General features: G+C 65.1%; 24 protein-coding genes. 11 read left to right on the forward strand and 13 right to left on the reverse strand.

Annotated features, from left to right (window positions below; genetic code table 11):
* Positions 1–445: 445 nt before the first annotated feature.
* Both xseA and J3U95_RS09020 read left to right on the forward strand, forming a co-directional pair.
* A complete protein-coding gene (gene xseA, locus J3U95_RS09015; RefSeq protein WP_208278278.1) occupies positions 446–1,807 on the forward strand; it encodes an exodeoxyribonuclease VII large subunit in 1,362 nt (453 codons plus the stop codon).
* A gap of 116 nt (positions 1,808–1,923) precedes the next feature.
* Entirely contained in the window at positions 1,924–2,502 is a 579-nt protein-coding gene (locus J3U95_RS09020) for a superoxide dismutase (protein WP_208278279.1), read from the forward strand.
* Positions 2,503–2,590: 88 nt separating this feature from the next.
* Here J3U95_RS09020 and J3U95_RS09025 read toward each other — a convergent pair whose 3' ends face one another.
* On the reverse strand, positions 2,591–3,331 hold the full coding sequence (locus tag J3U95_RS09025) for a UCP032817 domain-containing protein (RefSeq protein ID WP_208278280.1): 741 nt from the start codon (positions 3,329–3,331) through the stop codon (positions 2,591–2,593).
* A 50-nt stretch (positions 3,332–3,381) separates the two neighbouring features.
* The gene (locus J3U95_RS09030) at positions 3,382–4,452 is read right to left on the reverse strand and encodes a substrate-binding domain-containing protein (protein WP_208278281.1); all 1,071 of its coding nucleotides are present in this window, start codon (positions 4,450–4,452) and stop codon (positions 3,382–3,384) included.
* Positions 4,453–4,569: 117 nt separating this feature from the next.
* Here J3U95_RS09030 and J3U95_RS09035 point away from each other — a divergent pair, with 117 nt between their 5' ends.
* Genes J3U95_RS09035 through J3U95_RS09055 form a run of 5 tightly spaced genes read left to right on the forward strand, consistent with a single transcriptional unit; the run spans position 4,570 to position 10,607 of the window.
* Positions 4,570–5,073, forward strand: coding sequence for a formate dehydrogenase subunit gamma (locus J3U95_RS09035; RefSeq protein WP_208278282.1), 504 nt, complete (start codon positions 4,570–4,572; stop codon positions 5,071–5,073).
* Positions 5,070–6,629: a formate dehydrogenase beta subunit gene (locus J3U95_RS09040; protein WP_208278283.1), complete on the forward strand. Its 1,560-nt coding sequence runs from the start codon at positions 5,070–5,072 to the stop codon at positions 6,627–6,629. Before J3U95_RS09035 ends, J3U95_RS09040 begins: the two co-directional genes overlap by 4 nt.
* 23 nt (positions 6,630–6,652) lie before the next feature.
* Positions 6,653–9,502 (forward strand): formate dehydrogenase subunit alpha, encoded by a 2,850-nt coding sequence (fdhF, locus tag J3U95_RS09045; protein ID WP_208278284.1) that lies wholly within the window; start codon positions 6,653–6,655, stop codon positions 9,500–9,502.
* A complete protein-coding gene (gene fdhD / locus J3U95_RS09050; protein ID WP_208278285.1) occupies positions 9,499–10,356 on the forward strand; it encodes a formate dehydrogenase accessory sulfurtransferase FdhD in 858 nt (285 codons plus the stop codon). Before fdhF ends, fdhD begins: the two co-directional genes overlap by 4 nt.
* Complete coding sequence (locus J3U95_RS09055; RefSeq protein ID WP_208278286.1) at positions 10,353–10,607, forward strand: formate dehydrogenase subunit delta; 255 nt, start codon at positions 10,353–10,355, stop codon at positions 10,605–10,607. The genes fdhD and J3U95_RS09055 overlap by 4 nt, the downstream gene beginning before the upstream one ends.
* Positions 10,608–10,814: 207 nt before the next feature.
* Here the strand turns inward: J3U95_RS09055 and J3U95_RS09060 are convergent, their stop codons facing one another.
* The 3 genes from J3U95_RS09060 to oxc form a co-directional block, all read right to left on the reverse strand.
* Entirely contained in the window at positions 10,815–11,243 is a 429-nt protein-coding gene (locus tag J3U95_RS09060) for a PAS domain-containing protein (RefSeq protein ID WP_208278287.1), read from the reverse strand.
* A gap of 87 nt (positions 11,244–11,330) precedes the next feature.
* The gene (gene frc / locus J3U95_RS09065) at positions 11,331–12,581 is read right to left on the reverse strand and encodes a formyl-CoA transferase (protein WP_208278288.1); all 1,251 of its coding nucleotides are present in this window, start codon (positions 12,579–12,581) and stop codon (positions 11,331–11,333) included.
* Between the two features lie 113 nt (positions 12,582–12,694).
* Positions 12,695–14,401: an oxalyl-CoA decarboxylase gene (oxc, locus tag J3U95_RS09070; RefSeq protein ID WP_109344402.1), complete on the reverse strand. Its 1,707-nt coding sequence runs from the start codon at positions 14,399–14,401 to the stop codon at positions 12,695–12,697.
* A gap of 143 nt (positions 14,402–14,544) precedes the next feature.
* On the opposite strand from oxc, the gene J3U95_RS09075 reads away from it, so the two are divergent.
* Positions 14,545–15,153 (forward strand): Crp/Fnr family transcriptional regulator, encoded by a 609-nt coding sequence (locus tag J3U95_RS09075; RefSeq protein ID WP_208278289.1) that lies wholly within the window; start codon positions 14,545–14,547, stop codon positions 15,151–15,153.
* A 131-nt stretch (positions 15,154–15,284) separates the two neighbouring features.
* Here J3U95_RS09075 and J3U95_RS09080 read toward each other — a convergent pair whose 3' ends face one another.
* The 3 genes from J3U95_RS09080 to J3U95_RS09090 form a co-directional block, all read right to left on the reverse strand.
* A complete protein-coding gene (locus tag J3U95_RS09080) occupies positions 15,285–16,322 on the reverse strand; it encodes a 2-dehydropantoate 2-reductase (protein ID WP_208278290.1) in 1,038 nt (345 codons plus the stop codon).
* Between the two features lie 17 nt (positions 16,323–16,339).
* Positions 16,340–17,107, reverse strand: a complete 768-nt coding sequence (locus tag J3U95_RS09085) for a fumarylacetoacetate hydrolase family protein (RefSeq protein WP_208278291.1) — start codon at positions 17,105–17,107, stop codon at positions 16,340–16,342.
* Between the two features lie 109 nt (positions 17,108–17,216).
* The gene (locus tag J3U95_RS09090) at positions 17,217–17,534 is read right to left on the reverse strand and encodes an HAD family hydrolase (RefSeq protein ID WP_208278292.1); all 318 of its coding nucleotides are present in this window, start codon (positions 17,532–17,534) and stop codon (positions 17,217–17,219) included.
* A 129-nt stretch (positions 17,535–17,663) separates the two neighbouring features.
* Here J3U95_RS09090 and J3U95_RS09095 point away from each other — a divergent pair, with 129 nt between their 5' ends.
* Positions 17,664–18,590: a LysR family transcriptional regulator gene (locus J3U95_RS09095; RefSeq protein ID WP_208278293.1), complete on the forward strand. Its 927-nt coding sequence runs from the start codon at positions 17,664–17,666 to the stop codon at positions 18,588–18,590.
* Positions 18,591–18,774: 184 nt separating this feature from the next.
* Complete coding sequence (locus J3U95_RS09100) at positions 18,775–18,930, forward strand: hypothetical protein (protein WP_005669059.1); 156 nt, start codon at positions 18,775–18,777, stop codon at positions 18,928–18,930.
* Between the two features lie 99 nt (positions 18,931–19,029).
* On the opposite strand, the gene J3U95_RS09105 is transcribed toward J3U95_RS09100, so the two are convergent.
* Genes J3U95_RS09105 through gcl form a run of 4 tightly spaced genes read right to left on the reverse strand, consistent with a single transcriptional unit; the run spans position 19,030 to position 23,454 of the window.
* Positions 19,030–19,962, reverse strand: coding sequence for a histone deacetylase family protein (locus tag J3U95_RS09105; RefSeq protein ID WP_208278294.1), 933 nt, complete (start codon positions 19,960–19,962; stop codon positions 19,030–19,032).
* A gap of 1 nt (position 19,963) precedes the next feature.
* Positions 19,964–20,851, reverse strand: a complete 888-nt coding sequence (locus J3U95_RS09110) for a 2-hydroxy-3-oxopropionate reductase (RefSeq protein WP_208278295.1) — start codon at positions 20,849–20,851, stop codon at positions 19,964–19,966.
* Positions 20,852–20,905: 54 nt separating this feature from the next.
* Positions 20,906–21,691, reverse strand: a complete 786-nt coding sequence (gene hyi / locus J3U95_RS09115; RefSeq protein ID WP_208278296.1) for a hydroxypyruvate isomerase — start codon at positions 21,689–21,691, stop codon at positions 20,906–20,908.
* Positions 21,692–21,711: 20 nt separating this feature from the next.
* Positions 21,712–23,454, reverse strand: a complete 1,743-nt coding sequence (gcl, locus tag J3U95_RS09120; RefSeq protein WP_208278297.1) for a glyoxylate carboligase — start codon at positions 23,452–23,454, stop codon at positions 21,712–21,714.
* 121 nt (positions 23,455–23,575) lie between these two features.
* Between gcl and J3U95_RS09125 the strand changes: the two genes are divergently transcribed.
* A complete protein-coding gene (locus J3U95_RS09125) occupies positions 23,576–24,499 on the forward strand; it encodes a LysR family transcriptional regulator (RefSeq protein WP_208278298.1) in 924 nt (307 codons plus the stop codon).
* Here the strand turns inward: J3U95_RS09125 and frc (J3U95_RS09130) are convergent.
* Complete coding sequence (frc, locus tag J3U95_RS09130) at positions 24,496–25,743, reverse strand: formyl-CoA transferase (RefSeq protein ID WP_208278299.1); 1,248 nt, start codon at positions 25,741–25,743, stop codon at positions 24,496–24,498. The two genes, J3U95_RS09125 and frc (J3U95_RS09130), sit on opposite strands and share 4 nt — an antisense overlap.
* Between the last annotated feature and the right edge of the window lie 242 nt (positions 25,744–25,985).

Consider the following 25,985-nt stretch of genomic DNA (forward strand, 5'->3'; position numbering starts at 1 on the left):
CCACTTAAGTGCTTGATTTAATTGGCATTAGATCAGACCGCCCAAAAAGCAGGCAGCGGCGGTTGCGACATTTTCAGCTCGACAAAGGACAGAGCGAGCGCGCTGCCGACCTCCGGTCCCACACAAAAGGTTTGCACAGATTCTGTGGACAACTTTGTGATCAAGCTTCCGGCTAGGGGCTTAAGTCATTGATTCGTAATAATTCTACTTATCCTGCCCAATCGCTGCGCACTCTCCCTCGGGTCGGATGAGTTCCCCACAGTTTTTGTGGATAAATCGCCCTCAAACGACATTACCCCATCGATAAGTCATTGATTAAGAACGAATTTCAATAGATTGCATTGAAAAGCAGCAACATTGTGCCGATTACGTCCCCGGCCGGCAAACCACCCGAGGCTTGCCGATGGAGGATAATGATTGTTTTCGCCATTTTCACCAGCCCGCCATGCAAGCACCGAACGACGCCGATCCAGCCTTCACCGCCCCCGCCGTCCTGAGCGTCACCGCCCTGAACCAGCAAGTGGCGCGCCTGCTGGAGCGTTCGTTCCCGCTGGTGTGGATTGGCGGCGAGATCTCCAACTTCACCCGGGCCGCTTCCGGCCACTGGTATTTCACGCTGAAGGACGATGCGGCCCAGGTGCGCGCCGTGATGTTTCGCAGCCGCGCGCAGATGGCCGGCTTCACCCCGCGCGAAGGCGACAAGGTCGAGGTACGCGCCCTGGTCACCCTGTACGGCGCGCGCGGCGACTACCAGATCAACGTCGAGGCGATCCGCCGCGCCGGCGTGGGCCAGCTCTACGAGGCTTTCCTGCGCCTGAAGGAGAAGCTGGCCGCGCAAGGACTGTTCGACGCCGACCGCAAGCGCGCGCTGCCGCTGTTCGCGCGCAGCATCGGCATCGTCACCAGCCCGCAGGCGGCCGCCCTGCGCGACGTGCTGACCGCCCTGCGCCGGCGCGCCCCGCATGTGCGAATCGTGCTCTACCCTGCCCCGGTCCAGGGCCAGTTCGCGGCCGACAAGATTGCCGAAGCCATCATGACCGCCTCGCGCCGCGCCGAGGTGGACGTGCTGCTGGTCTGCCGCGGTGGCGGTTCCATCGAGGACTTGTGGAGCTTCAACGAGGAATGCGTGGCGCGCGCGATCGACGCCTGCGCGATCCCCGTGATCTCGGGTGTCGGCCACGAAACCGACGTCACCATCGCCGACTTCGCCGCCGACGTGCGCGCCGCGACGCCGACGGCGGCCGCCGAACTGGCCGCCACGCCGCGCGCCGACTGGCTCGCCTCGCTCGAAGGCGATGCCCTCGACCTGCAGCGCGCCATGGAACGCCGCCTGCACGACGCCAGCCAGGGACTCGACAACCTGAGCCGCCGCTTGTTGAGCCCTTCAGCCCAGATCGGCCACCAACGCCTGAAACTGCTATCGCTGGCCACGGCCATGACGCATGCGGTCAAGCTGCCGCTGAACCGCCACGGCCTGCTGCTCGCCCAGCTGCAGCAGCGCTGGTCGCGCCACCGTCCCGACATGCGCGCCCTGCGCGCGCGGCTGGCGTCGGACAGCCGCCACCTGAACGCGAGCCTGTGCAGCCAGGTCAGGGCACGGCGCGAGGCGCTGAACGCCCTCGCCGCCCAGCTCGAGCTGCTGAACCCGCAGCGCACGCTGGAGCGCGGCTATGCCATCGTGCGCGACGGCAAGGGCCAGATCGTGCGCGACCCGGCCCAGATCCACGCCCGCGACACGCTGACGGTGCGGCTGGCCAACGGCAGCGCCGAGGTCAGTGTGGCCCAGGTCCAGAGCGTCCTCGAGTGAATCCGGGACGGTTGCCGGGGCTGCATAAAATGCAAGCCTGCAACGTTGCTCTATATTGCGTAGAATAACGGCGCTATAAGAACAGCAACCTTTCCCAACCACTAAGGAACGCACACATGGAACACACCCTGCCGCCGCTGCCGTATGCCAAGGACGCCCTGCAACCGCACATCTCGGCCGAGACCCTGGAATACCACCACGGCAAGCACCACCAGACCTATGTGACCAACCTGAACAACATGATCAAGGGCACGGAGTTCGAGAACCTGTCCCTGGAAGAGATCATCAAGAAGTCGACCGGCGGCGTGTTCAACAACTCGGCCCAGGTCTGGAACCACACCTTCTTCTGGAACTGCCTGAGCCCGAACGGCGGCGGCGCGCCGACCGGCAAGGCACTGGACGCGATCAACGCCAAATGGGGTTCGTTCGACAAGTTCAAGGAAGAGTTCAACAAGTCGGCTCTGGGCAACTTCGGCTCGGGCTGGACCTGGCTGGTGCAGAAGGCCGACGGCAGCGTCGACATCGTCAACACCACCGGCGCCGGCACCCCGCTGACCACCACCGACGTGCCGCTGCTGACCGCCGACGTCTGGGAACACGCCTACTACATCGACTACCGCAATGCGCGCGCCAAGTTCCTGGAAGCGTTCTGGAATGTCGCTAACTGGGAATTCGTGAACAAGAATTTCGTCTGAATGCGCTGACTGTCATGCCGGCGACGGCATGATGCGTCGACGACCAGGGCCCGCTCGCGCGGGCCCTTTCTTTTACCGGCGCCCGAAACTAGTCGCCCCCGCCACCGCCGCAGCCGCCCGCGCCTCCACCATCGGCGCAACCGTCGCTGCCGCCGGCAGTATCGAAAATGGCGATGCCGCCATCGCCTGTTTGCGCCTCCGGTCCGGGCTTCTTCAGCAGCGCCAGATAGGTCATCTCGCTGACCAGGCCCGCACCGAACAGAGCAGGCAGCGCGAGATCGGGATGCACGTGCGCCGGCCCCGGTTTGCTTCCTGCCGCATCGAGGCGCCGGTAAACGATGTCGCCACGCTCGATCCAGTAACCGTGGCCGTTCGGCATATGCAGACGGGCGTCGAGTGCGAACAGCGGCGGCAGGCCCGGGCCGTGGGAAGGCCGCCCTTCGAGCGCGCGGCAGCCGACGAGCGTCTGCGCCAGGGCTGAGCGGTCGAGGGCGGACTGCGGCAGATGCGCGATCGTGGTGCCGAAATGGCGCCGGCAAAAGCGGGCCAGATCGTCGGCATCCCAGCGCATCCACGCATGCCAGACCGAGTCCGCGGCCAGCGACGGCAGTGCGCACGGCTTGCCGCGCCGTGTGGATGCCTCGAAAAAATCCATCAGTCCGACAGCGGCCCGATGGAAGAACAGGCGTCCGGTAGGCATGCCCGGAAATTCTTCCGGTCCAACACGCTGCCAGTAGGCATGCAAGGCCGGCGCAAGCTGCACCAGCTGTTCACGATAGCGTGACCGCCGCAGTTCACGGCGCACGCGCCAGTCATCGATCCAGTTCATATGCCGCCTTGATCTCGTTTGACATGGCTGCATCATACCGCGCCCCGCTTCTACTCCTGGAACAGGAAGTGCAGATCGAGCCGCTCGCCGCTCATGGCGCCATCGTAGCCTGGCAGCGCCGACAGCACCTCGCGGAAAGCGCCGCCCGCCATCGCCGCCTGCGCCGATGTCAGCAGCGGCGTGTCCAGTGCGCCAGCGTGACAGGCCAGGAAATACCGCTCGCGAATCACCGGAATGAAGTCGAGATCGAAGCGGCGCGCCGCCGTCTCGACGCCAAAACCCACATCAGCCATGCCGCTGGCGACATAGGCCGCCACCGCCGCATGCGTGAATTCGGCGGTGCCTGAACGGTTGATCACGGACGGGTCGACGCCGAGATCGGCCAGCAGCAGTTCGAGCAGCACCCGCGTCCCCGATCCCTTCTGGCGGTTGACGAAGCGAAGATCGTGGCGCGCCAGGTCGGCCAGGCCCGTCACTCCCTTCGGATTGCCCTTGGCGACGAAGATCCCCTGCATGCGATATGCCAGGTGCAGCAGCGCGTGGCGCTCCGGATCGAGCCAGGGCCGGTACTTGGCGGCCGCCGCCCCTTCCAGCTCGCCGACCGGCAAATGAAAACCCGCCAGGTCGCACTCGCCGCGCGCCAGCGCCGCCACCGCGTCGCTGCTGCCGCGATAATTGATGTCCACCGTGACGCCATGCTCGTTCAGCTGCGTCACCAGGGCAGCCACAGCGAAGCCGTGCGAGGCGGTCAGGCGCAAGACCTGCGCGTCGCCGACCAATACCCGCGCCAGTTCCTGCTGCAGTTCCGAGGCGAGACTATCGAGCGTCGGAGTCAGGCGGGCGTGGATGCGGCGGTCGGCCCACATCAGCTTTTCGGCCAGCGGAGACAGCACCGTGCCCTGCCCGCGCACCTTGTGAACCAGCTCGACACCGAACTGCGCCGAGAACTGCTGCAGCAGCCCCCAGGCATGGCGGTAGGACATGCCGCGCGCCGTGGCAGCCTTGCTGATCGAACCGAGCTCGCTCACTGCGAGCAGCAGGCCGAGCAGCGCCGGCAGCGCGGTCGGCTCCCCGGAGGCATCGCGCACGATCCAGTCCGGCCGTATCTCCACTCTGATCATATGCAAAATCCTTCATATTGAACACCTGCGAATCGGGTGCTACTCTGGACCAAGCAGTACATAAAAGCCGTTTATATATGTTCCCACAAACATATGCAAGGCAGAGATGGAGACAATATGAAACCAGATAGCACCGAAGCGCGCCGCGTCATCGGCGACATCCTCGCACTCCACGCGCATAACGGCCTGCTCGGTCAGGACATGCTGCTGCCGGTGCTGCATGCCATCCAGGACCGGCTCGGCTTCATCCCGCCCGATGCGGTCGAGGGACTCGCGCAAAGCTTCAACCTGTCGCGCGCCGAGGTGCATGGCGTGATCACCTTCTACCACTACTACAAGACCACGCCGCCGGCGCGCTGCACGGTGCAGGTCTGCCGCGCCGAGGCCTGCCAGAGCATGGGCGGCGACGCCCTGCTGTCCCACGTCCAGCAGGCGCTCGGTTGCGAGCTGCACGCGCATACCGCCGATGGCGGCTTCGCCCTCGAACCCGTGTACTGCCTGGGCCAGTGCGCCACCGCGCCGGCCATCATGATCAACGATGCCGTCCACGCCCGCGTGACGCCGCAACGTTTCGACAAGCTGGTCGCGAAAGTGGCCACCAAGGCCGAGGAGGTCGCATGAGCGTGCGTATCTATGTTCCAGCCGATTCCGCGGGACTGGCCCTGGGCGCCGACGATGTCGCCGCCGCGATCCGTAGCGAGGCCGCACGGCGCGGCATCGCCATCGACCTGGTGCGCAACGGCACGCGCGGCCTGCTGTATCTCGAACCGCTGGTCGAGGTCGAGACCCCGGACGGGCGCATCGGCTTCGGCAACGTCGATGAAAGCGACGTGGCCGCCCTGTTCGATGCCGGCTTCCACGCCGGTCAATCCACGCACCGCCTCGCGCTCGGCCTCGTCGAGCAGATTCCGTATCTCGCCCGGCAGACCCGCCTGACCTTCGCCCGCTGCGGCGTCACCGACCCGCTGTCATTGAGCGACTACGAGGCCCACGGCGGCTATCGCGGCTTGCGCCAGGCCGTGACCATGACCGGCGCCGACATCGTCGCCGCCGTCACCGCATCCGGCCTGCGCGGACGCGGCGGCGCCGCCTTCCCCACCGGGATCAAGTGGAACACGGTGCTGCGCGCACCCGCCTACCAGAAATACATCGTCTGCAATGCCGACGAAGGCGATTCCGGCACCTTCGCCGACCGCATCGTCATGGAAAGCGATCCCTTTGTCCTGATCGAGGGCATGACGATCGCCGGCCTCGCGGTCGGCGCCACCCGCGGCTTCATCTACGTGCGCAGCGAGTATCCGCATGCGATCGCCGCCCTGAATCACGCGATCCAGACAGCCACGCGCGCGGGCCTCCTTGGACCGAACGTCGCCGGCAGCGGCCGCGCCTTCGAGCTGGAGGTGCGCAAGGGCGCCGGCGCCTATATCTGCGGCGAAGAGACCGCCCTGCTGGAGAGCATCGAGGGCAAGCGCGGCGTGGTACGCGCCAAGCCACCCCTTCCCGCGCTCGCCGGCCTGTTCGGCCAGCCGACCGTCATCAACAATGTGCTGTCGCTGGCCTCGGTGCCGGTCATCCTCGACAAGGGGCCGCAGTTCTACCAGGACTTCGGCATGGGCCGCTCGCGCGGCACCCTGCCGGTGCAGCTGGCCGGCAACATCAAGAACGGCGGCCTGATCGAACTGGCGTTCGGCGTCACGCTGCGCGAGATTTTGTATGACTACGGCGGCGGCAGCGCCAGCGGCCGCCCGATCAAGGCGGTGCAGGTGGGCGGCCCGCTGGGCGCCTACCTGCCGCAGTCGCAGTGGGACACCCCGCTCGACTATGAGGCCTTCGCCGCCTTGTGGGCGGTGCTGGGCCATGGCGGCATCGTGGTCCACGACGACAGCGCCGACATGGCGAAGCTGGCGCGCTACGCGATGGAGTTCTGCGCCGTCGAATCGTGCGGCAAGTGCACGCCCTGCCGCATCGGCTCCACCCGCGGCGTGGAGGTGATCGACAAGATCCGCGCCGGCACCGAGCGCCCGCAGCAAGTCATCCTGCTGCGCAGCCTGTGCGACACCATGCTCAACGGTTCGCTGTGCGCGATGGGCGGCATGACACCTTACCCGGTGCTGTCGGCGCTGAACCACTTCCCGCAAGACTTCGGCCAGGTGGCCGGCGACGAATTGGCCGCCTGAACGGCTGCCCAGGAGAGAAGGCAATGATCGAAACCATCCTCACCCGCGATTTCGGCACACCGGCGAAAGAAATCAACCTCGCCACCGAGATGATCACCCTGACCATCGACGGCGTCCAGGTCACCGTCCCGGCCGGCACCTCGCTGATGCGCGCGGCGGCAGAGAACAGCATCAACATCCCCAAGCTGTGCGCCACCGACAGCCTGGAGCCGTTCGGCTCCTGCCGCCTGTGCCTGGTCGAGATCGAAGGCCGCCGCGGTTATCCGGCTTCCTGCACCACGCCGGCCGAAGCGGGCATGGTGGTGCGCACCCAGACACCCAAGCTGCAGGAAGTGCGCAAGGGCGTGATGGAGCTGTACATCTCCGACCACCCGCTCGACTGCCTCACCTGCCCCGCAAACGGCAATTGCGAGCTGCAGGACATGGCCGGCGTCACCGGCCTGCGCGAGGTGCGCTACGGCTACGAGGGCGCCAACCACCTCAAGCTCAAGAAGGACGAGAGCAATCCCTATTTCACCTTCGATTCGTCGAAGTGCATCGTGTGCAACCGCTGCGTGCGCGCCTGCGAAGAGACGCAAGGCACCTTCGCGCTGACCATCTCGGGCCGCGGGTTCGATTCGCGCGTGTCGGCCGGCCAGAGCGAAGCGTTCATGGAGTCCGAGTGCGTCTCGTGCGGCGCCTGCGTCGAAGCCTGCCCCACCGCCACCCTCACCGAGAAATCGGTGATCTGGCTCGGCCAGGCCGAGCACAGCATCACCACCACTTGCGCCTATTGCGGCGTCGGTTGCTCGCTCAAGGCGGAAATGAAAGGCAACGAGGTGGTGCGCATGGTGCCGGCCCGGGACGGCAAGGCCAACGAGGGCCATGCCTGCGTCAAGGGCCGCTTCGCCTGGGGCTACGCCACCCACAAGGACCGCATCCTCAAGCCCATGATCCGCGCGAAGATCACCGACCCGTGGAAGGAAGTGTCGTGGGACGAGGCCCTCGACTACGCGGCATCGGAGTTCAAGCGCATCCAGGCCAAGCACGGCAGGGATTCGATCGGCGGCATCGTCTCTTCGCGTTGCACCAATGAAGAAGGCTATCTGGTGCAAAAGCTGGTGCGCGCCGCCTTCGGCAACAACAACGTCGACACCTGCGCCCGCGTCTGCCACTCGCCGACCGGCTACGGCCTCAAGACGACCCTCGGCGAATCGGCCGGCACCCAGACCTTCAAGTCGGTCGAGAAGGCCGACGTGATCCTGGTCATCGGCGCCAATCCAACCGACGGCCACCCGGTGTTCGCCTCGCGCATGAAGAAGCGGCTGCGCCAGGGCGCGCGGCTGATCGTCATCGATCCGCGCCGCATCGACCTGGTCAAGTCGCCGCACATCCGCGCCGATTACCACCTGCAGCTGCGGCCCGGCACCAATGTCGCGATGATCAGCGCGCTGGCCCACGTGATCGTCACCGAAGGCCTGATGGCCAACGATTTCATCACCGAGCGCTGCGACCTGCGCGCCTTCGCCCAGTGGCGCGCCTTCGTCGCCCAGCCAGAGAACTCGCCCGAAGCGATGGAAGCGATCACCGGCGTGCCGGCGCAGCAGGTGCGCGATGCCGCCCGCCTGTATGCGCTGGGCGGCAATGGCGCGATATTCTATGGCCTCGGCGTGACCGAACACGCGCAGGGTTCCACCGCCGTCATGGGCATCGCCAACCTGGCCATGGTCACCGGTAACGTCGGCCGCCTCGGCGTCGGCGTCAATCCGCTGCGCGGACAGAACAATGTGCAGGGTTCCTGCGACATCGGCTCTTTCCCGCACGAGCTGCCGGGCTATCGCCACGTCTCGGACACCACCGTGCGCACGCTGTTCGAGCAGGCCTGGGGCGTGCCGCTGCAGGCCGAACCGGGACTGCGCATCCCGAACATGTTCGAGGCGGCCCTCGACGGCAGCTTCATGGGACTGTATTGCCAGGGCGAGGACATCGTCCAGTCCGACCCGAACACCCAGCACGTGACCGCGGCGCTCGAAGCCATGGAGTGCATCGTGGTGCAGGACATCTTCCTGAACGAGACCGCCAAGTATGCCCACGTGCTGCTGCCGGGCTCCTCGTTCCTGGAAAAGGACGGCACGTTCACCAATGCCGAACGCCGCATCTCGCGCGTGCGCAAGGTGATGCCGCCACGAGCCGGCTATGCCGACTGGGAAGTCACCGTGGCGCTGTCGAACCGGCTGGGGTATCCGATGAACTACCGCCACCCGTCCGAAATCATGGACGAGATCGCGCGCCTGACGCCGACCTTCAGCGGCGTGAGCTACCGCCGCCTCGATGAACTGGGCAGCATCCAGTGGCCATGCAACGACGAGGCGCCGGAAGGCACGCCGACCATGCACGTCGACGGCTTCGTGCGCGGCAAGGGCCGCTTCATCATCACCCAGTACGTCGCCACCGACGAGAAGGTGACGCGCAAGTATCCGCTGATCCTGACCACCGGCCGCATCCTGTCGCAGTACAACGTCGGCGCGCAGACGCGCCGTACCGAGAACGTGCGCTGGCATGCCGAAGACCGGCTCGAGATCCACCCGCACGATGCCCAGGAGCGCGGCATCGAGGATGGCCAGTGGGTCGGCATCCACAGCCGCGCGGGCGAGACCGTGCTGCGGGCGATGGTCACCGAGCGCATGCAGCCGGGCGTGGTCTACACCACCTTCCACTTCCCCGAATCGGGCGCCAATGTCATCACGACCGAGAATTCCGACTGGGCCACCAACTGCCCCGAATACAAGGTCACGGCGGTGCAGGTGATGCCGGTCCAGCAGCAGTCGGACTGGCAGCTCGAATATGCCCGCTTCAACCAGATGCAGCTGGGCCTGGCGGAGCCGGTCGCATGATGGACGCCCTCGACATGGATGCGCACGCCAAGGTGCACGAGCCCTTCCAGCATTTTCCGAGCGCCTGCATGACCGTGGCACGCATGCACGGCGGCGAATCGCGCAGCACGCAGGACGAGCTGGCCGAGGAAGTACCGGTTGCGCTCGAGTACAACGGCGTCTCGCACGCAGTGATGCTGGCGACGCCTGCCGACCTGGAAGAGTTTGCGCTCGGCTTTTCCCTGAGCGAAGGCATCATCGCCTCGCCCGCCGAATGCTATGGCGTGGAGATCGAACACGCTGCAAGCGGCATCACCGCCCACGTCGACCTCGCCGCCGGCGCCTTCATGCGTCTCAAGGAGCGGCGGCGCAGCCTGGCGGGCCGTACCGGCTGCGGCCTGTGCGGCGTCGACAGCCTGGCCCAGGTGGTGCGGCCCCTGCCCTGGCTGGCGCCGACGCGGGCGCTGTCCGGCCCAGCGATCCGGCGCGCCCTGGCCGATGCCCGCGCCCAGCAGCCGCTCAATCGCATAACCGGCGCCACCCATGCGGCCATCTGGTGCGGCCGGGACGGCAGGCCGCGCGCGGCCTTCGAGGACGTCGGCCGCCACAACGCGCTCGACAAGCTTATCGGCGGCCTGCACCTGGCCGGAACCGACCCGGCCGACGGTTTCTGCCTGATCACCAGCCGCGCCAGCGTCGAGATGGTGCAGAAGGCGGCCACCGTCGGCATCGCCGCCATGGTTGCCATCTCGGCTCCCACCGCCCTCGCCGTCCGTACCGCGCTCGGTTGCGGCCTGACCCTGGTCGCCTTCGCCCGCGGCGACGACTTCGTCGCCTACGCCCACGGCGCCAACATCGCTATGGAGTCCACATGAACATCGACAACCTGGTCACCATGGCCAACCAGATCGGCACCTTCTTCGCGTCCTATCCGGATCCCCAGGAAGGCCGCACCGAGATCGCCAACCACCTGCAGCGCTTCTGGGCGCCGCGCATGCGCAGCCGGCTGTTTTCGCATATCGATGAAACCGAGGGCGAAGGGCTCAATCCGATGGTGATCGAGGCCTTGCTGGAGCACCGGCGCGAGCACATGCCGCCGCCGCCGCCGGGTGGCGACGCCGGCTGATACCCCACTAAACCCGCCGACGAAGCACGTCATTCCCGCGGCCTCGATACGTCATTCCCGCGCAGGCGGGAATCCAAGTCCTATGCGTTGCCACTACGTTTTAACGAAGTGGCTGCGCGACATACTTGGATTCCCGCCGGCGCGGGAATGACGTTTTTGCGTTACGGGACTACCGTGATGGCGTGATGCGGGACTCGAAGAACACGATCACGCTTGCGCCGTCTCCAGCTGGGCCAACCGCGCGCGCAGCTTGCGTTCTTCTCCCCAGCGTTCGGTCTCGTCGCGCACCAGGGCGACGATCGCCGACACTTCCCCGCCAGGCCCATGCAGCAGCGCCACCGTGAAAGCGATCGACAAGGGCTTGCCTTCCTTGTGCAGCGCCGGCACGCGCAGGATGTCGCTGCCGTAGCGCGTCTGGCCGGTGGCCATGGTCTTGTCATAGCCGTCCCAGTGCCGCTGGCGCTGGCGCTCGGGGATGATCAGGTCCAGCGACTGCCCGATGGCCTCGCTTTCGCTGAAGCCGAAGATGCGCGTGGCAGCGGCGTTCCAGTACGTGATGTCACCTTTCGCATTGCAGACGACGACGCCGTCGCCCAGTGACTGCACCAGTTGTTGAAAATCGATGTCGGCTTGCATGTTCAACCCTCCCCCATAAAAAAACAGGTGCGCGTCGCAAACCGCCGACGCGCACCGGACCTTCGTGTTATTTAGCCAGGCCCGTGATCACACCACCTGCTTCTCGTGCAGCGCCGCGATGTCCTTCTGGCTGTATCCCAGGCCTTCCAGCACCTCGTCGGTGTGTTCGCCCAGCAGCGGCGAACCCTTGATCTCGACCTTCATGTCCGAGAACTTGATGGGGCTGCCCACGGTGAGATACGTGCCGCGTTCCTTGTGCTGCACCTCGGCGATCGTGCCGCTGGCGCGCAGCGATGGATCGGCGGCGATTTCCTTCATCGACAGCACCGGCGAGCAGGGAATGTCGAACTTGCGCAGGATGTCGACCGCCTCGAACTTGGTCTTGTCCTTCAGCCATTCTTCGATCGTCCCGAAGATGTCGAAGATCTTGTCCTGGCGCGCGCTGGCGGTCATGTAGGCCGGGTCGTCGATCCACTCTTCCCTGCCGAGCGCCTTGCAGATCGGCGCCCAGGCATGGCCCTGGATGGTGAAGTAGATGTAGGCATTGGGGTCGGTTTCCCAACCCTTGCACTTGAGCACCCAGCCCGGCTGGCCGCCGCCGCCGGCATTGCCGCCACGTGGCACGACGTCGGAGAATTTGCCGTGCGGGTACTGCGGATACTCTTCCAGGTAGCCGACCCGGTCCAGGCGCTGCTGGTCGCGCAATTTCACACGGCACAGATTCAGCACGCTGTCCTGCATCGACACCGCCACTTTCTGGCCCTTGCCGGTGGTGTCGCGCGCACGCAGGGCGGTCAGGATGCCGATCGCCAGGTGCATGCCGGTATTGCTGTCGCCCAGGGCGGCCGCACTGACGGTCGGTGGGCCGTCGTCGAAGCCGGTGGTCGAGGCCGCGCCGCCGGCGCACTGCGCCACGTTTTCATAGACTTTCAGGTCTTCGTAGTGGTGGCCGTCGCTGAAGCCCTTGACCGACGCGACGATCATGCCCGGGTTCAGTTCCTTGATGTGCTCCCAGGTAAAGCCCATGCGGTCGAGCGCGCCCGGACCGAAGTTCTCGACCAGTACGTCCGACTCCTTGATCAGCTTGGTCAGGATTTCCTTCCCTTCGGGCTTCTTGGTGTCGAGCGTCAGCGAACGTTTATTGCTGTTCAGCATAGTGAAGTACAGGGCGTCGACGCCGGGAATGTCGCGCAGCTGCGAACGCGTGACGTCGCCCGCGCCGGGACGCTCGACCTTGATCACGTCGGCGCCGAACCAGGCCAGCAGCTGGGTGCAGGCGGGGCCGGCCTGGACGTGGGTGAAGTCGATGATCTTGATGCCTTCGAGTGGTTTGCTCATGATGTCAGTCTCCGTTTTGTCAGTCGATATCTGTCAGTCGATATTGCGGGCTCCGCCGGCGGCCTCGTGGGCGCCGGCGGTCGTGCGTGTCGCTTCGCTGTACTACTGATCGGTCACTTTTTCGCGTTGCTTTGCGGATTCAGATTGGTCAGGCGGCCGCTCTCGGTGCCGGCGGTCTCGTCGATCACGGCATTGATCAGGGCGGGCTTGCCGGCGGCGATTGCCTCGCTCAGCGCCCGGGTCAGCTCTTCCGGGCTGGTCACGTGGTAGCCGATGCCGCCGAAGGCCTCGATCATCTTGTCGTAGCGGGCGTTCTTGACGAACACGGTCGGGGCGACGTCCTTGCCGCCGGTCGGGTTGACGTCGGTGCCGCGGTACACGCCGTTGTTGTTGAAGATGATGGTCGTGACCGGCAGCTCGTAGCGGCAGATAGTCTCGAGTTCCATGCCGCTGAAACCGAAGGCGCTGTCGCCTTCGATCGCGACCACCGGCTTGCCGCTGACGACGGCCGCGCCGATCGCGTAACCCATGCCGATGCCCATGATGCCCCAGGTGCCGGAGTCGAAACGCTTGCGCGGCTGGTACTGGTCGACGATGCTGCGCGCATAGTCCAGGGTATTGGCGCCCTCGTTCACCAGGTTGATGTCCGGATGCTGCTTGAGCACGTCGCGGATGGCGCGCAGGGCGGTGTGGAAGTTCATCGGCGCGACATCGCGGTTGAGCAGCGCCGCCATCTTGGCCGTGTTCTGCTCCTTGCGCTCGGCGATCGGGCCCAGCCATTCCGCGTCCGGCCTGGCGATGCCGGCGCCGTCCAGGCCGTCGAGCAGGGCCGCCACGCAGGAGCCGATATCGCCGATCAGCGGCGCGGCGATCGCCACATTGCTGTCGATCTCGGTCGGCGAGATGTCGATCTGGACGAACTGCTTGGGCTTGCCCCAGGTCTTGCCCTTGCCGTGGGCCAGCAACCAGTTGAGGCGCGCGCCGATCAGCACCACCACGTCGGCTTCGGCCAGCACGTAGGAGCGGGCCGCCGAGGCCGATTGAGGATGCGTATCGGGCAATAGGCCCTTGGCCATCGACATCGGCAGGTAGGGAATGCCGGTGCGCTCGACCAGCGCGCGGATGTCGTCGTCGGCCTGGGCATAGGCGGCGCCCTTGCCGAGCAGGATCAGCGGTTTCTTCGCGCCCTTGAGCAGCGCCAGCGCGCGCTGCACCGAGTCCGGGGCCGGCAGCTGGCGCGGCACCGGGTCGACCACCTTGATCAGGGAACGCTTGGCATGGCCGGCCTCGATCGTCTGCGCCAGCAGCTGGGCAGGCAGGTCGAGGTAGACGCCGCCCGGGCGGCCCGAGACGGCGGCGCGAATCGCCCGCGCCACGCCGACGCCGATGTCCTCGGCCTTGTTGATGCGGTAGGATGCCTTGGCGTAGGGCTTGGCCGCGTTCAGCTGGTCCATTTCTTCGTAGTCGCCCTGCTGCAGGTCGACGATCTCGCGCTCGCTCGAGCCCGAGATCAGGATCATCGGGAAGCAGTTGGTGGTGGCGTTGGCCAGCGCCGTCAGGCCGTTGAGGAAGCCCGGCGCCGAGACCGTCAGGCAGATACCCGGCTTCTGGGTCATGTACCCGGCGATTGCCGCGGCATTGCCGGCGTTCTGTTCATGGCGGAAGCCGATGAAACGCATCCCTTCGGCCTGCGCCAGGCGCGCCAGGTCGGTAATCGGAATGCCGACCAGGCCGAAGATCGTATCGATGTCGTTGTGTTTCAGGGCATCGATTACCAGGTGGAAGCCGTCGGTCACGTCTACCGATACGTGGTTAGTCATTGCTGTCTCCAGTTATTGTCGATCCGGGCAGAACGCGGTGTGTATCGCCCGCAAACCATCATAGCCAGCACGCCTGATTTGTCTCATTGACCATGGTCAATTTTGGCCGCATGATGCGAGAATCTCGCTAAACGGCCGCGTTCATGACGACTATTGCAAATCACTCGGAACGGAACATCATTCGTCTGCAGTTAAAGCAGAACGTAGTGCTCAAGGAATTGCGCGACAGCGAAATGGCGGCGCTCGAGCCGTACCTGACGATCGAGAACCACCAGAAGGGCGACCTGCTGATGAACCAGGGCGTGCACGAGATGTCGCAATACTTCATCCTGGACGGCATCCTCAAGCGCCAGGTCTCCAACCAGGAAGCCAAGGAGATGATCCTGCGCTTTTCGGCGGAACGGGACATCGAAACCAGCTACGCCGCCTGGTGCCTCAAGATGCCGACGCCATTTTCCATCGCCTGCGTCACCAAGGTGCGGGTGGCGCGCATGCCGCTGCCGCAATGGGTCGACTACCTGCGCAGTCACAGCACCGTGAAGCAGGCCTTCGAGTACGAAGTCATGAACCTGATGAGCGCGATCATGGCGCACACCATCACGCTGCATCTGCTCGATGCGCCGGGCCGGGTCCATCGCTTCATGCGCAAGCACCCCGACCTGTTCGAACGGCTGCCGAAAAAGGAATTGGCGGCGTACCTGAACCTGTCGCCGGAGACGTTGAGCCGGTTGAAGAATCGGGGGAAGATCTGAAAGTCAGGCGAAGTCGCTGATTTTGTTGGCACAAAACCGTCGCCCCCGCGAAGGCGGGGGCCTAAGTTCTGCGTTACCGATACGCTTGCAAACTTGGGCCCCCGCCTTCGCGGGGGCGACGCATGGTGCGGCTAAACTGTCGATACCGGAGACGCCGGCGTCACCGCCCTCTGCAGCTTGACGCCACCACCCTCCTCGGTCATGGTCTGCTCCAGCAGCTTCACGAGCGCATACGCCGAATCGATATGCGGCGTCGGCGTGCCGGTCATGCGCGCCAGTTCGATCACCGATCCGACCAGGGCATCGATTTCCGGCCCCCGCCCCGCTTCCACGTCTTGCAGCATCGAGGTCTTGTGCTTGCCGATCTGCGCCGCGCCCTCGATCCGCCGATCGAGGGTCACGCGGAAGGTGATGCCCAATTTGGTTGCCACCGCTTCCGCCTCGCGCATCATCTCCGCCGCCAGTTCGCGTGTGAGCGGGTACTGGCAGATGTCGACCAGGGTCGAATGCGCCAGCGCGCTGATCGGGTTGAAGCTGACGTTGCCCCATAGCTTGAGCCAGATCTCGGCGCGGATATTGTCGAGCACCGGCGACTTGAAGCCGGCGTTCTGGAAGCAGGCCGATACCGCAGCCACCCGCTCGCTCGTCGTGCCATCCAGCTCCCCCAGCGGGAAGCGCACGCCTTCGATGTGCCGGATGACGCCCGGCGCCACCAGTTCGGCGGCCGGATAGACCACGCAGCCGAGCACGCGCTCCGGTGGAATCCGGCGCGCCAACTCGCCGCCAGCGTCGACGCTGTGCACGGTGCGCCCGTCGAACTCGCCGCCATGGCGGTGGAAATACCAGAACGGTATGCCGTTCTGCATCGTCACCACCACGGTGCTCGGACCGAACAGCTTGCCGATCTGGGCCGACACGCCGTCGACCTGGTGCGCCTTGAGGGCCAGGATCACCAGGTCCTGCTCGCCGGCCGCGTCATAGTCGTCCGTCGCCCGCACTTGCGAGGCGATCCTCTCCTCCCCGTCCATCTCGATGAGCTTGATGCCGTTCGTGCGGATCGCCGCAAGATTGGCTCCCCGCACGATGAACGTCACCTCCTCGCCCGCCAGCGCCAACCTGGCGCCGACGAGGCCGCCAATAGCCCCCGCTCCAATTACTGCGATCTTCATGACCCACCCCTTGTCGTTTACTCGAACCGATTGATGAGCTTTCCGATGCCGTCGATCTCTACCTCGATCGTGCTGCCTGGCCGCATCGAGCCGACGCCGACCGACGTCCCGCACAGCAGGAGGTCGCCCGGCTCAAGTGTCATGTCCTGGGAAATCCGGCTGACCAGTTCGGCCACCGAAAACACCATGTCGTTGATCGGATAATCCTGGCGCACCTCGCCGTTCAGGGTCGTGCGCACGACCAGCATTGCCGGATTAAGCCCGGTGGCAATCACCGGGCCGAACGGGCAAAAGGTATCGAAGCCCTTGGCGCGCACCCACTGTGGGAAGGTCGGATCGCGCCCGATGATCTCGCCCACGGTGACGTCGTTGGCGCAGGTATAGCCGAACACATAGTCGTGCGCCTCTTCGACCGGGACCGCGGTGCAGCGGCGGCCGATCACGATCGCCAGCTCGCCCTCGAACGCCACCTTGCCCTCGCACAGCGGCTTGCGGATCGTCCCGCCCGGCGCCAGGTAGGAGGTCGACGGCTTCATCAGGTAGAGCGGCTCCGCTGGCGGCGCCAGGCCCAGCTTCTGGCCGAGCGCATGAAAATTGTTCCACATCGCCAGGACCTTGCCCGGCACGCTAGGCGTGAGTACCTCGACCTCGTTCAGGTTCACTGCCATGTCGGTGCGTCGCGGGCTGTCGAACATATCGCCCTTGAAGATCCGGATCTTGTCGCCCTCGAGCGTGCCAAAACGTATGGTGTCGAGGTGTTGAAAACGAATCCAGTGTCGGATCATGGGAGCTCTCTCGTACGTCGGGTCAGGGGATAGTCAGATTGTGGAAGAAGCAATTCTGCATATCCTTGACCACGGTTAAGATTCGAAAATCTCAGCCCAGCCGTGGGATTTACGCCCCGATTTGCCGCTGCTGGAGCGCGGACCAGTCGATGTAGGCTCCTGGGTTGCAGCCGGCGGCGCTCAGCTGCGCCTGGCAGCGTTCCTTGGCGGCCAGGATTGCCTCGACCAGGAAATCGGCGTCATGCGCGCTCAGGAGGTGCGATTGATGCCGCGCCAGATAATCGCGCAGGCCCGTGCGGTCGTCGGCGCCGGCGACCGCGCTCGCGTAGAGTCCGGTATCCCAGACCCAGCTCAATCCCAGTTCATGAAACGCCGCGTTATAGGCATTGCACTCGGCATCGATGTTGCTGCTGCAGGTCGTCGTCATGGCACTCTCCAGGTGGGTGGTTGCGGTCGAGCTGTCTTGAAACCATCGTAGTCCAACAAAATGATGAGCAATAGTGAAAGTTTTTAGGGATAATCATTAACGACTGCGTATACATGGGTGGGAGAACCGATGAAGAACGCGACACTGCGTCAACTGAAAGTCTTCGAGACGGTCGCGCGCCGCCTCAGTTTTTCGCGCGCCGCCGAGGAGCTGCACCTCACCCAGCCGGCCGTGTCGACCCAGGTCCGCACGCTCGAGGGCCACGTCGGCATGCCCTTGTTCGAACAACTGGGAAAGAAGATCTACCTGACCCAGGCGGGCGACGAGCTGCTGCACTTCTGCCGCGCCATCATCCAGCAGTTCGATGAAGCGGAAGATGCGATGGCGCAACTCAAGGGAATCGCCGGCGGCAAGCTGAACGTGGCCGTGATCAGTGCCGGCGACTATTTCTTTCCGCAACTGATGGTCGCTTTTGCGCGCCAGCATCCGGGCGTGCAGCTGAACCTGACCGTGCACAACCGCGAGGAATTGCTGGACAAGCTGGCGGCGAACCGCACCGACCTGGCCGTGATGGTGCGGCCCCCTGCCGATCTCGACACGCAGAACGATGCCTTCGCCCCCCATCCCTACGTGATCGTGGCTGCGCCCGACCACCCGCTGGTTGGGTGCGATCGCATATCGATGACCGAGCTGATCCGTCACCCATTCGTGATCCGCGAACCGGGCTCCGATACCTGGTTCTCGATGCAGGACGCCTTCGGCCCCCACCTGGATGAACTGAGCGTCGCCATGGAGATCAAGAGCACCGAGACGATCAAGCAGGCGGTGATCGCCGGGATCGGCCTGGGTTTCCTGTCCTTTCATACGATCGCCCGCGAACTGACCGCAGGCAGCCTGGTGGTACTGGAGGTCGAAGGGTTTCCCTTGATGCTCAACTGGTATGTCGTGCATCGGAGGGAGAAGCGCCTGCCTCCGGTGGCGCGGGCGTTCCGCCAGTTCCTGCTGGACGAAGGAAAGGCGCGGATCGCCGCGCTGATCCCCTCGCCCGGTTCCTGATCCTGTGTCGACCCAGCCACACCCGGTGAGCATGCGGGTCGCCGTAGAGATCACGCGTAAATGCCGGTTTTTATAGGGCGACATTCACATACAGCATAACTGGTATCAGCACTCGAAATTGGAAGCGTCGGCAGGTAGTCCCTATATTTACTGCATCGCACAAACCAACTTTCAGGAGCCAGTCATGATCAACGCACCAGCCGAAACCACTTTCGCAGCCCCGTCGCACTCGCTGCTGTCGCTCATCGTCGCCTTCCTCACGCTGAACCTGCGCGAGAAGCTCGAACCAGGCTACACCGGCCAGGATTCGGACCCGGCCTACTACGGTTGCGGCCTGTAATTCCCGGCCCTGTCGTTACCGGAATACACCGTACGACGTCAAATCGAGGCGCCCTCACTGGATGCGATATCCCGTGTGCGGCGCCGCGCTTTATAATAGTCATCCCTGCATCAGCGCGCGCACGTGCGCCGCGCAACCGCCGGCAAGCCCCTGGGCGCTGTAGCCGCCCTCCAGGATCGACACGATCCGGCCTTGGCACACATCCCTCGCAATTTCCATGACTTCGCGCGTGATCCACGCGAAATCCTCGTTTTCCAGGTTCATGCTGGCCAGCGGATCGAGCCGGTGCGCGTCGAATCCTGCCGAGATGACGATCAGTTGCGGCGCAAACTCGCGCAGCGCCGGCAGCAGGACGCCCGCCGTCCGCGCACAGAACAGATCCGGACTGCAGCCCGGCGGCAACGGCACATTGACGATATTGCCGCTCACGCCAGTCTCGCTGGCCGCCCCGGTCCCCGGATACAGCGGCGATTGGTGGCTCGACCCGTAAAACAGTTCGCGCCGGTCGAAGAACGCGGCCTGCGTGCCATTTCCATGGTGGACGTCGAAGTCGATCACCGCGACGCGCTGCAGGCCGTGCGCCTCGAGGGCATGGACGGCGGCGATGGCGGCCTGGTTGAACAGGCAGAAACCCATCGCCCGGCCAGGCTCGGCATGGTGTCCGCAAGGCCGGGTCGCGCAGAACACGTTGGCGGCCTCGCCCGTCATCACGGCATCCACGCCGGCGCAGGCGGCGCCGACGCAGCGCATCACCGCGTCCAGCGATCCGGGCGACATCAGGGTGTCGCCGCCGTCGAGCGCCACCAGCCCGCCCAGCGGTGCTGCGCCGACGATCGCGTCGATGTAGTCGGCGTCGTGCACCAGCAACAGCTGTTCGCGCGTGCCGGGCGGCGCCTCGCGCCAGGCCAGTTGGGCGAATTCGGGCTGGCGCAGCGCCGTGAGCACCGCATGCAGGCGCCATGGAGATTCCGGGTGGCCAGGCCCGGGTTCGTGCCCGAAGCAGGCCTCGTGATGAAATACCAGTGTATGCATGTCAGGCGGTGGCGATGGCGTGGTTCGACATCCGCTCGATCGCCTGGCACAGCGCCGAATGATCGAGTTGGGCCATGCCGTGGGCGGCGCAGGAATTCATCAGCTCCTGCGCGCTGGCGGTATTCGGCAGCGCGAGACCGAGGCTCTTCGCGCCCTGCAGCGCCAGGTTGAGGTCCTTCTGGTGCAGCTCGATACGGAATCCCGGCGCGAAGGTGCGCTTGACCATGCGCTCGCCGTGCACTTCCAGGATGCGCGAGGCGGCGAAACCGCCCATCAGTGCCTGCCTTACCCTGGCCGGGTCGGCGCCCGCCTTCGAGGCGAACAGCAGCGCCTCCGCCACGGCCTGGATGTTCAGCGCGACGATGATCTGGTTCGCCACCTTGGTGGTCTGGCCATCGCCATTGCCGCCCACCAGCGTGATGTTCTTTCCCATCAGCTCGAACAGCGGCCTGGCCCGGTCGAACGCCTCCTGCCCACCACCGACCATGATGGTGAGCGTGGCGGCGCGCGCCCCCACCTCGCCGCCCGACACCGGCGCGTCGAGGTAGTCGCACTGGCGCTTGTTGATCTTTTTCGCGAATTCCTTGGTGGCAATCGGCGAGATCGAACTCATGTCGATCACGATCTTGCCGGGGGTGAGGCCGGCCGCCACGCCCTCGGCGCCGAACAGCACTTCCTCGACGTGCGGGGTGTCGGGCACCATCACGATGATGATGTCGGCGCGCTTGGCCACCTCGGTGGCGTTGGTGCAGACGGTGGCGCCGCCCTCGATCAGCGCCAGCGGCGGATTTTTCAGGTCGTGCAGGTACAGCTTGCAGCCGCCTTCCTGCAGCTTGGTGGCCATGGGGCCGCCCATGATGCCAAGGCCGATGAATCCTACTTTCGTCATGATGGTCTCCAGGTGTGTTGTCGTGCGAAGCGCTTCACGAGCCGTAACTACGGGCTAGGCCCGCAGGCCGTGGTCGCCGATCCAGTGCAGGCCCTGCGCGGTGCCGGCTTTTGGCTTGTACTCGCAGCCGACCCAGCCCTCATAGCCGATCTCGTCGAGCATGCCGAGCAGGTAGCGGTAGTTGATCTCGCCCGTGCCCGGCTCGAAGCGGCCTGGATTGTCGGCCAGCTGGATGTGGCGGATCAGCGGCAGGTTGGCCTTGATCGTCGCCGCCAGCTCGCCCTCCATGCGCTGCATGTGATAGATGTCGTACTGCAGGAACAGGTTGTCGGAGCCGGTCGCGTGGATCAGGTCCAGCGCCTGGCGTGTACCGTGCAGGAAGAATCCCGGGATGTCGAAGGTGTTGATCGGCTCGATCAGGAGGCGGATCCCCTCGCCTTTGAGCTTGTCGGCGGCGAACCCGAGGTTCGACACCAGCGTGAAGTAGGCCTCCTCCAGCGCGACGCCAGGCGGCACGATGCCCACCAGGCAGTTGAGCTGCTTGACGCCCAGCCCCTTGGCATACTCGATCGCCGCGCCGACGCCGTCCTGGAACTCCGCTTCGCGTCCCGGATGGCAGGCGATGCCGCGCTCGCCGCCGGCCCAGTCCCCGGCCGGCAGGTTGTGCAGCACGAGTTCGAGGCGGTTTGCATCGAGCCGGGCGGTGATGTCATCGAGCCGGTAGGCATAGGGGAACAGGAATTCGACGCCGCGAAAGCCCGCCTTGGCGGCGTGCTCGAAGCGGTCGAGGAAATCGACTTCGTTGAACAGCATGGTCAGGTTGGCGGCAAGTCTGGTCATCTCGGTCTCCTGTGCTGGCGTTATTCGACATCGAGGACTTCATTGAATTCGTTGAGCGCGTCGATCTCCGTGCCCATCGCGATATTGGTGACGCGCTCGAGGATGATCTCGACCACCACCGGCACGCTGTACTGCTGCATCAGCGCGCGGGCGCGCTCGAAGGCGGGAATGATGTCATCGGGCCGGAACACCCTGAGCGCCTTGCAGCCCAGGCCCTCGACCACGGCGACGTGATCGACGCCATACCCTTCCAGTTCGGGCGCGTTGACGTTCTCGAACGCCAGCTGGACGCAGTAGTCCATCTCGAAGCCGCGCTGGGCCTGGCGGATCAGGCCGAGGTAGGCGTTGTTTACCAGGACGTGGATGTACGGCAGCTTGAACTGCGCCGCCACCGCCAGCTCCTCGATCAGGAACTGGAAATCGTAGTCGCCCGAGATGGCGACGATGTCGGCGTCGGGATCGGCCACGCGCACGCCGAGCGCCGCCGGGATGGTCCAGCCCAGCGGGCCGGCCTGACCGCAGTTGATCCAGTGGCGCGGGTGGTTCACGTGCAGGAACTGGGCGGCGGCGATCTGCGACAGGCCGATGCTGGCCACGTAGCGCACGTCGCGTCCAAAATAGGCGTTCATCTCGTGGTAGACGCGCAAGGGGTTGACCGGCACGGTGTCGAAATCGCTCTTGCGCAGCATGGTGCGCTTGCGCTCCTGGCATTCTTCCAGCCATTGGCTGCGGTCTTGCAGGCGGCCGCTGGCGCGCCACTCGCGCGCCACCTCCACCAGCAGTTCGAGCGCCGCCTTCGCATCGGACACGATGCCGAGATCCGGGCCGAAGACGCGCCCGATCTGGGTCGGCTCGATATCGATGTGCACGAAGGTGCGGTCCTTGGTGAACACCTCGATGCCGCCCGTATGGCGGTTGGCCCAGCGGTTGCCGATGCCCATCACGAAGTCGGAGGCCAGCAAGGTCGCATTGCCGTAGCGGTGGCTGGTCTGCAGGCCGGCCATGCCCGCCATCTGCGGATGGTCGTCGGGAATCGATCCCCATCCCATCAGGGTCGGGATGACGGGCACGCCCGTGATCTCCGCGAACTCCACCAGCAGCGCCGAGGCGTCGGCATTGATGATGCCGCCGCCGGCGGTGATCAAGGGGCGCCGCGCCCCGTTCAGCATGTCGAGCGCCTTCTCGACCTGGGCGCGGGTCGCCTGCGGCTTGTGCAGCGCCAGCGGCGCATAGGTGTCGCCGTCGAACTCGATCTGCGCCATCTGCACGTCGATCGGCAGGTCGATCAGCACCGGGCCGGGCCGGCCTGAACGCATCAGGTGGAAGGCCTGCTGGAATACGCGCGGCACCAGGGCCGGCTCGCGCACCGTGACGGCCCACTTGGTCACGGGCCTGGCGATCGACTCGATGTCGACCGCCTGGAAGTCTTCCTTGTACAGGCGGGCGCGCGGCGCCTGGCCGGTAATGCAAAGAATAGGTATCGAATCGGCTTGCGCCGAATAGAGGCCCGTGATCATGTCGGTGCCGGCCGGCCCGGAGGTGCCGATGCACACGCCCAGGTTGCCGGCCTTGGCCCGGGTATAGCCCTCGGCCATGTGCGAGGCGCCTTCGACGTGGCGCGCCAGGTAGTGGCGGATGCTGTCGCGCTTGCGCAGCGCTGCGTAGAAGGGATTGATCGCGGCGCCGGGCACGCCGAAGGCGACCTCGATGCCTTCTTTTTCCATCACCAGCACCGCTGCCTCTGCTGCTGTCATCCTTGCCATTCCAACCTCCAGGCTCATGAACGCACGATTGCGATGACCTTATGCTAGAGCGTCGTGGCGCTGCTGATAAGAACACAAAAAGTAGGTGTATTCGATCTCTGGAGTATGGAATACTGAAGACATGGACAAGGTCAAACAGATGTGGGCCTTCGTCGACGCGGTCGACAAGGGCAGCCTGGCGCGCGCCGCGCTGGGGCAGAACATCACGCCGGTGATGCTGGGGCGCCGCATCGACGCGCTCGAACGGCGGCTGGGCGTCAAGCTGCTGCACCGGACCACGCGCCACCTGACGCTGACCGAGTCGGGGTCGGTATTCCTCGAGCATTGCCGCAGGCTGCTGGCGGACATCGACCTGGCCGAGACCATCGTCTCGGAAGGCCGCGACCAGGCCAGCGGGCACCTGATCGTGTCGGCGCCGGCGGCTTTCGGGCGGCTGCACGTGGCGCCGCACGCCCCGGCCTACCTGGCGGCCAATCCGAACGTGCAGATCTCGTTCAACCTCACCGACCACGTGGTCGACCTGGTGCGCGAAGGCTATGAGCTGGGGATCAGGATCGGCGGCGTGCTCGATCCGAGTTTCGTCGCGGTGCGGCTGGCAACCAACCGACGGGTGGTGTGCGGCACCCCGGATTATTTCGCGCGCTGCGGCGTCCCGCGCACGCTGGAGGAGCTGGCGCAGCACAACTGCCTGGCATTTAATCTTCAGGGCGGCCAGCAGCGCGGCTGGTATTTCCAGAAGGACGGCAAGCCGGTGACCATCAAGGTGAACGGCAACCTCGATTGCAACGACGGCGAATTGCTGCACCGCTGGGCGAGCGAAGGACTGGGGCTGGCCTGGCGCTCCACCTGGGAGATCCAGGCGCAGCTGGCGAGCGGCGAACTGGTCACGGTGCTCGACGAGTACGCGCTGCCCGACTACGACATCATGGCGGTCTATATGCAGCAGCGCCACCTGCCGGCGCGGGTGCGCAGCTTCATCGATACTCTCAAGGCGGTCTACGCCCAGCCTGGATACTGGACCCGGCCAGGCATGAGCCGCCCCTAGATCACCCGCTCGTCGCGCAGCAGCGCGATCTGCTCGCGCGAATAGCCCAGGTCGGCCAGCACTTCATCGGTATGCTCGCCCAGCAGGGGCGAACGCCGCACCTCGGTCGGGCTGTCGGACAGCTTGATCGGATTGCCCACGCTGAGGTAGGAGCCGCGCTCGGGATGATCGACCTCGACGATCGTGCCGGTGGCGCGCAGCGACGGCTCTTGCGCGATTTCCTTCATCGACAGGATCGGGCCACAAGGGATATCGTATTTGTTCAGGATATCCATCGCCTCGAACTTGGTGAGCGTGGTACTCCACTCCTCGACCGTGGCGAAGATCGACATCAGGCGCGGCAGGCGCGCCTTCGGGGTCGCGTAATCGGGGTCGGTGATCCACTCCTCGCGCCCGATCAACTTGCAGACCGCGGGCCAGACCTGGGCCTGCGCGATGAAGTAGATATAGGCGTTCGGATCGCTCTCCCAACCCTTGCACTTGAGGATCCAACCCGGCTGCCCGCCGCCCGAGGCATTGCCCGCGCGCGGGACCGACTCGCCGAACTGGCCGTCGGCGAACTGCGGATATTCTTCCATCACACCGTTGCGCTCGAGCCGCTGCTGGTCGCGCAGCTTGACCCGGCACAGGTTCAACACCGCGTCCTGCATCGAGGTGAGCACCTTCTGGCCGCGGCCCGTGCTGTTGCGCTGGTAGAGCGCGGTGACGATGCCCAGCGCCAGGTGCAGGCCGCTGCCGCTGTCGCCGATCTGGGCGCCGGTGACCATCGGCGGGCCGTCGTCGAAACCGGTGGTGGCCGCCGCGCCGCCAGTGCACTGGGCCACGTTTTCATAAACCTTGCAGTGCTCGTAGGGGCCGGGACCGAAGCCCTTGACCGACGCCACGATCATGCGTGGATTGAGTTCCTGGATACGCTCCCAGGAAAAGCCCATCCGATCGAGCGCGCCTGGCGCGAAGTTCTCGACCAGCACGTCGCAGTGCTTGATCAGCGTTTCCAGCACTTCCTTGCCGGCCGGCCGCTTGGCGTCGAGCGTCATGGAGCGCTTGTTATGGTTGAGCATGGTGAAATACAGGCTGTCCACGCCCGCGATGTCGCGCAACTGGTTGCGTGTCGCATCGCCCTCGCCGGCGCGCTCGACCTTGATGACGTCGGCCCCGAACCAGGCCAGCAACTGGGTGCAGGTCGGTCCGGACTGGACATGGGTGAAATCGAGGATGCGAACGCCTTCCAGTGCCTTGCCCATACCAGTTTCCTCCGAAGATTTAACTCAGCCATTGCATTCTGCTCCTGGCAGCGCATTCGTGCACGCTGCACTGCATCAGCGCATGAGAGCAAAACGCCGATTGATCTTAACGAGGCGCAGCGGACGAGCTCAATGACCGCAGTCAAGATTCATGAAATGACGTTTTAACATCGAAACCGCGCCGGCCAGGCAAGAAAAACGGGCTTCCGAAGAAGCCCGTTTCCCTGTCACGCTGCGCCGTG

The sequence above is a fragment of the Massilia oculi genome (assembly GCF_017582745.1).
Taxonomy (GTDB): domain Bacteria; phylum Pseudomonadota; class Gammaproteobacteria; order Burkholderiales; family Burkholderiaceae_D; genus Telluria; species Telluria oculi_A.

Excerpts from the sequence above, each read along its gene's own strand:
- xseA (WP_208278278.1), top strand. The coding sequence starts at position 446 with ATGCAAGCACCGAACGACGCCGATCCAGCCTTCACCGCCCCCGCCGTC.
- J3U95_RS09020 (WP_208278279.1), top strand. The coding sequence starts at position 1,924 with ATGGAACACACCCTGCCGCCGCTGCCGTATGCCAAGGACGCCCTGCAA.
- J3U95_RS09025 (WP_208278280.1), bottom strand. The coding sequence starts at position 3,331 with ATGAACTGGATCGATGACTGGCGCGTGCGCCGTGAACTGCGGCGGTCA.
- J3U95_RS09030 (WP_208278281.1), bottom strand. The coding sequence starts at position 4,452 with ATGATCAGAGTGGAGATACGGCCGGACTGGATCGTGCGCGATGCCTCC.
- J3U95_RS09035 (WP_208278282.1), top strand. The coding sequence starts at position 4,570 with ATGAAACCAGATAGCACCGAAGCGCGCCGCGTCATCGGCGACATCCTC.
- J3U95_RS09040 (WP_208278283.1), top strand. The coding sequence starts at position 5,070 with ATGAGCGTGCGTATCTATGTTCCAGCCGATTCCGCGGGACTGGCCCTG.
- fdhF (WP_208278284.1), top strand. The coding sequence starts at position 6,653 with ATGATCGAAACCATCCTCACCCGCGATTTCGGCACACCGGCGAAAGAA.
- fdhD (WP_208278285.1), top strand. The coding sequence starts at position 9,499 with ATGATGGACGCCCTCGACATGGATGCGCACGCCAAGGTGCACGAGCCC.
- J3U95_RS09055 (WP_208278286.1), top strand. The coding sequence starts at position 10,353 with ATGAACATCGACAACCTGGTCACCATGGCCAACCAGATCGGCACCTTC.
- J3U95_RS09060 (WP_208278287.1), bottom strand. The coding sequence starts at position 11,243 with ATGCAAGCCGACATCGATTTTCAACAACTGGTGCAGTCACTGGGCGAC.
- frc (WP_208278288.1), bottom strand. The coding sequence starts at position 12,581 with ATGAGCAAACCACTCGAAGGCATCAAGATCATCGACTTCACCCACGTC.
- oxc (WP_109344402.1), bottom strand. The coding sequence starts at position 14,401 with ATGACTAACCACGTATCGGTAGACGTGACCGACGGCTTCCACCTGGTA.
- J3U95_RS09075 (WP_208278289.1), top strand. The coding sequence starts at position 14,545 with ATGACGACTATTGCAAATCACTCGGAACGGAACATCATTCGTCTGCAG.
- J3U95_RS09080 (WP_208278290.1), bottom strand. The coding sequence starts at position 16,322 with ATGAAGATCGCAGTAATTGGAGCGGGGGCTATTGGCGGCCTCGTCGGC.
- J3U95_RS09085 (WP_208278291.1), bottom strand. The coding sequence starts at position 17,107 with ATGATCCGACACTGGATTCGTTTTCAACACCTCGACACCATACGTTTT.
- J3U95_RS09090 (WP_208278292.1), bottom strand. The coding sequence starts at position 17,534 with ATGACGACGACCTGCAGCAGCAACATCGATGCCGAGTGCAATGCCTAT.
- J3U95_RS09095 (WP_208278293.1), top strand. The coding sequence starts at position 17,664 with ATGAAGAACGCGACACTGCGTCAACTGAAAGTCTTCGAGACGGTCGCG.
- J3U95_RS09100 (WP_005669059.1), top strand. The coding sequence starts at position 18,775 with ATGATCAACGCACCAGCCGAAACCACTTTCGCAGCCCCGTCGCACTCG.
- J3U95_RS09105 (WP_208278294.1), bottom strand. The coding sequence starts at position 19,962 with ATGCATACACTGGTATTTCATCACGAGGCCTGCTTCGGGCACGAACCC.
- J3U95_RS09110 (WP_208278295.1), bottom strand. The coding sequence starts at position 20,851 with ATGACGAAAGTAGGATTCATCGGCCTTGGCATCATGGGCGGCCCCATG.
- hyi (WP_208278296.1), bottom strand. The coding sequence starts at position 21,691 with ATGACCAGACTTGCCGCCAACCTGACCATGCTGTTCAACGAAGTCGAT.
- gcl (WP_208278297.1), bottom strand. The coding sequence starts at position 23,454 with ATGGCAAGGATGACAGCAGCAGAGGCAGCGGTGCTGGTGATGGAAAAA.
- J3U95_RS09125 (WP_208278298.1), top strand. The coding sequence starts at position 23,576 with ATGGACAAGGTCAAACAGATGTGGGCCTTCGTCGACGCGGTCGACAAG.
- frc (WP_208278299.1), bottom strand. The coding sequence starts at position 25,743 with ATGGGCAAGGCACTGGAAGGCGTTCGCATCCTCGATTTCACCCATGTC.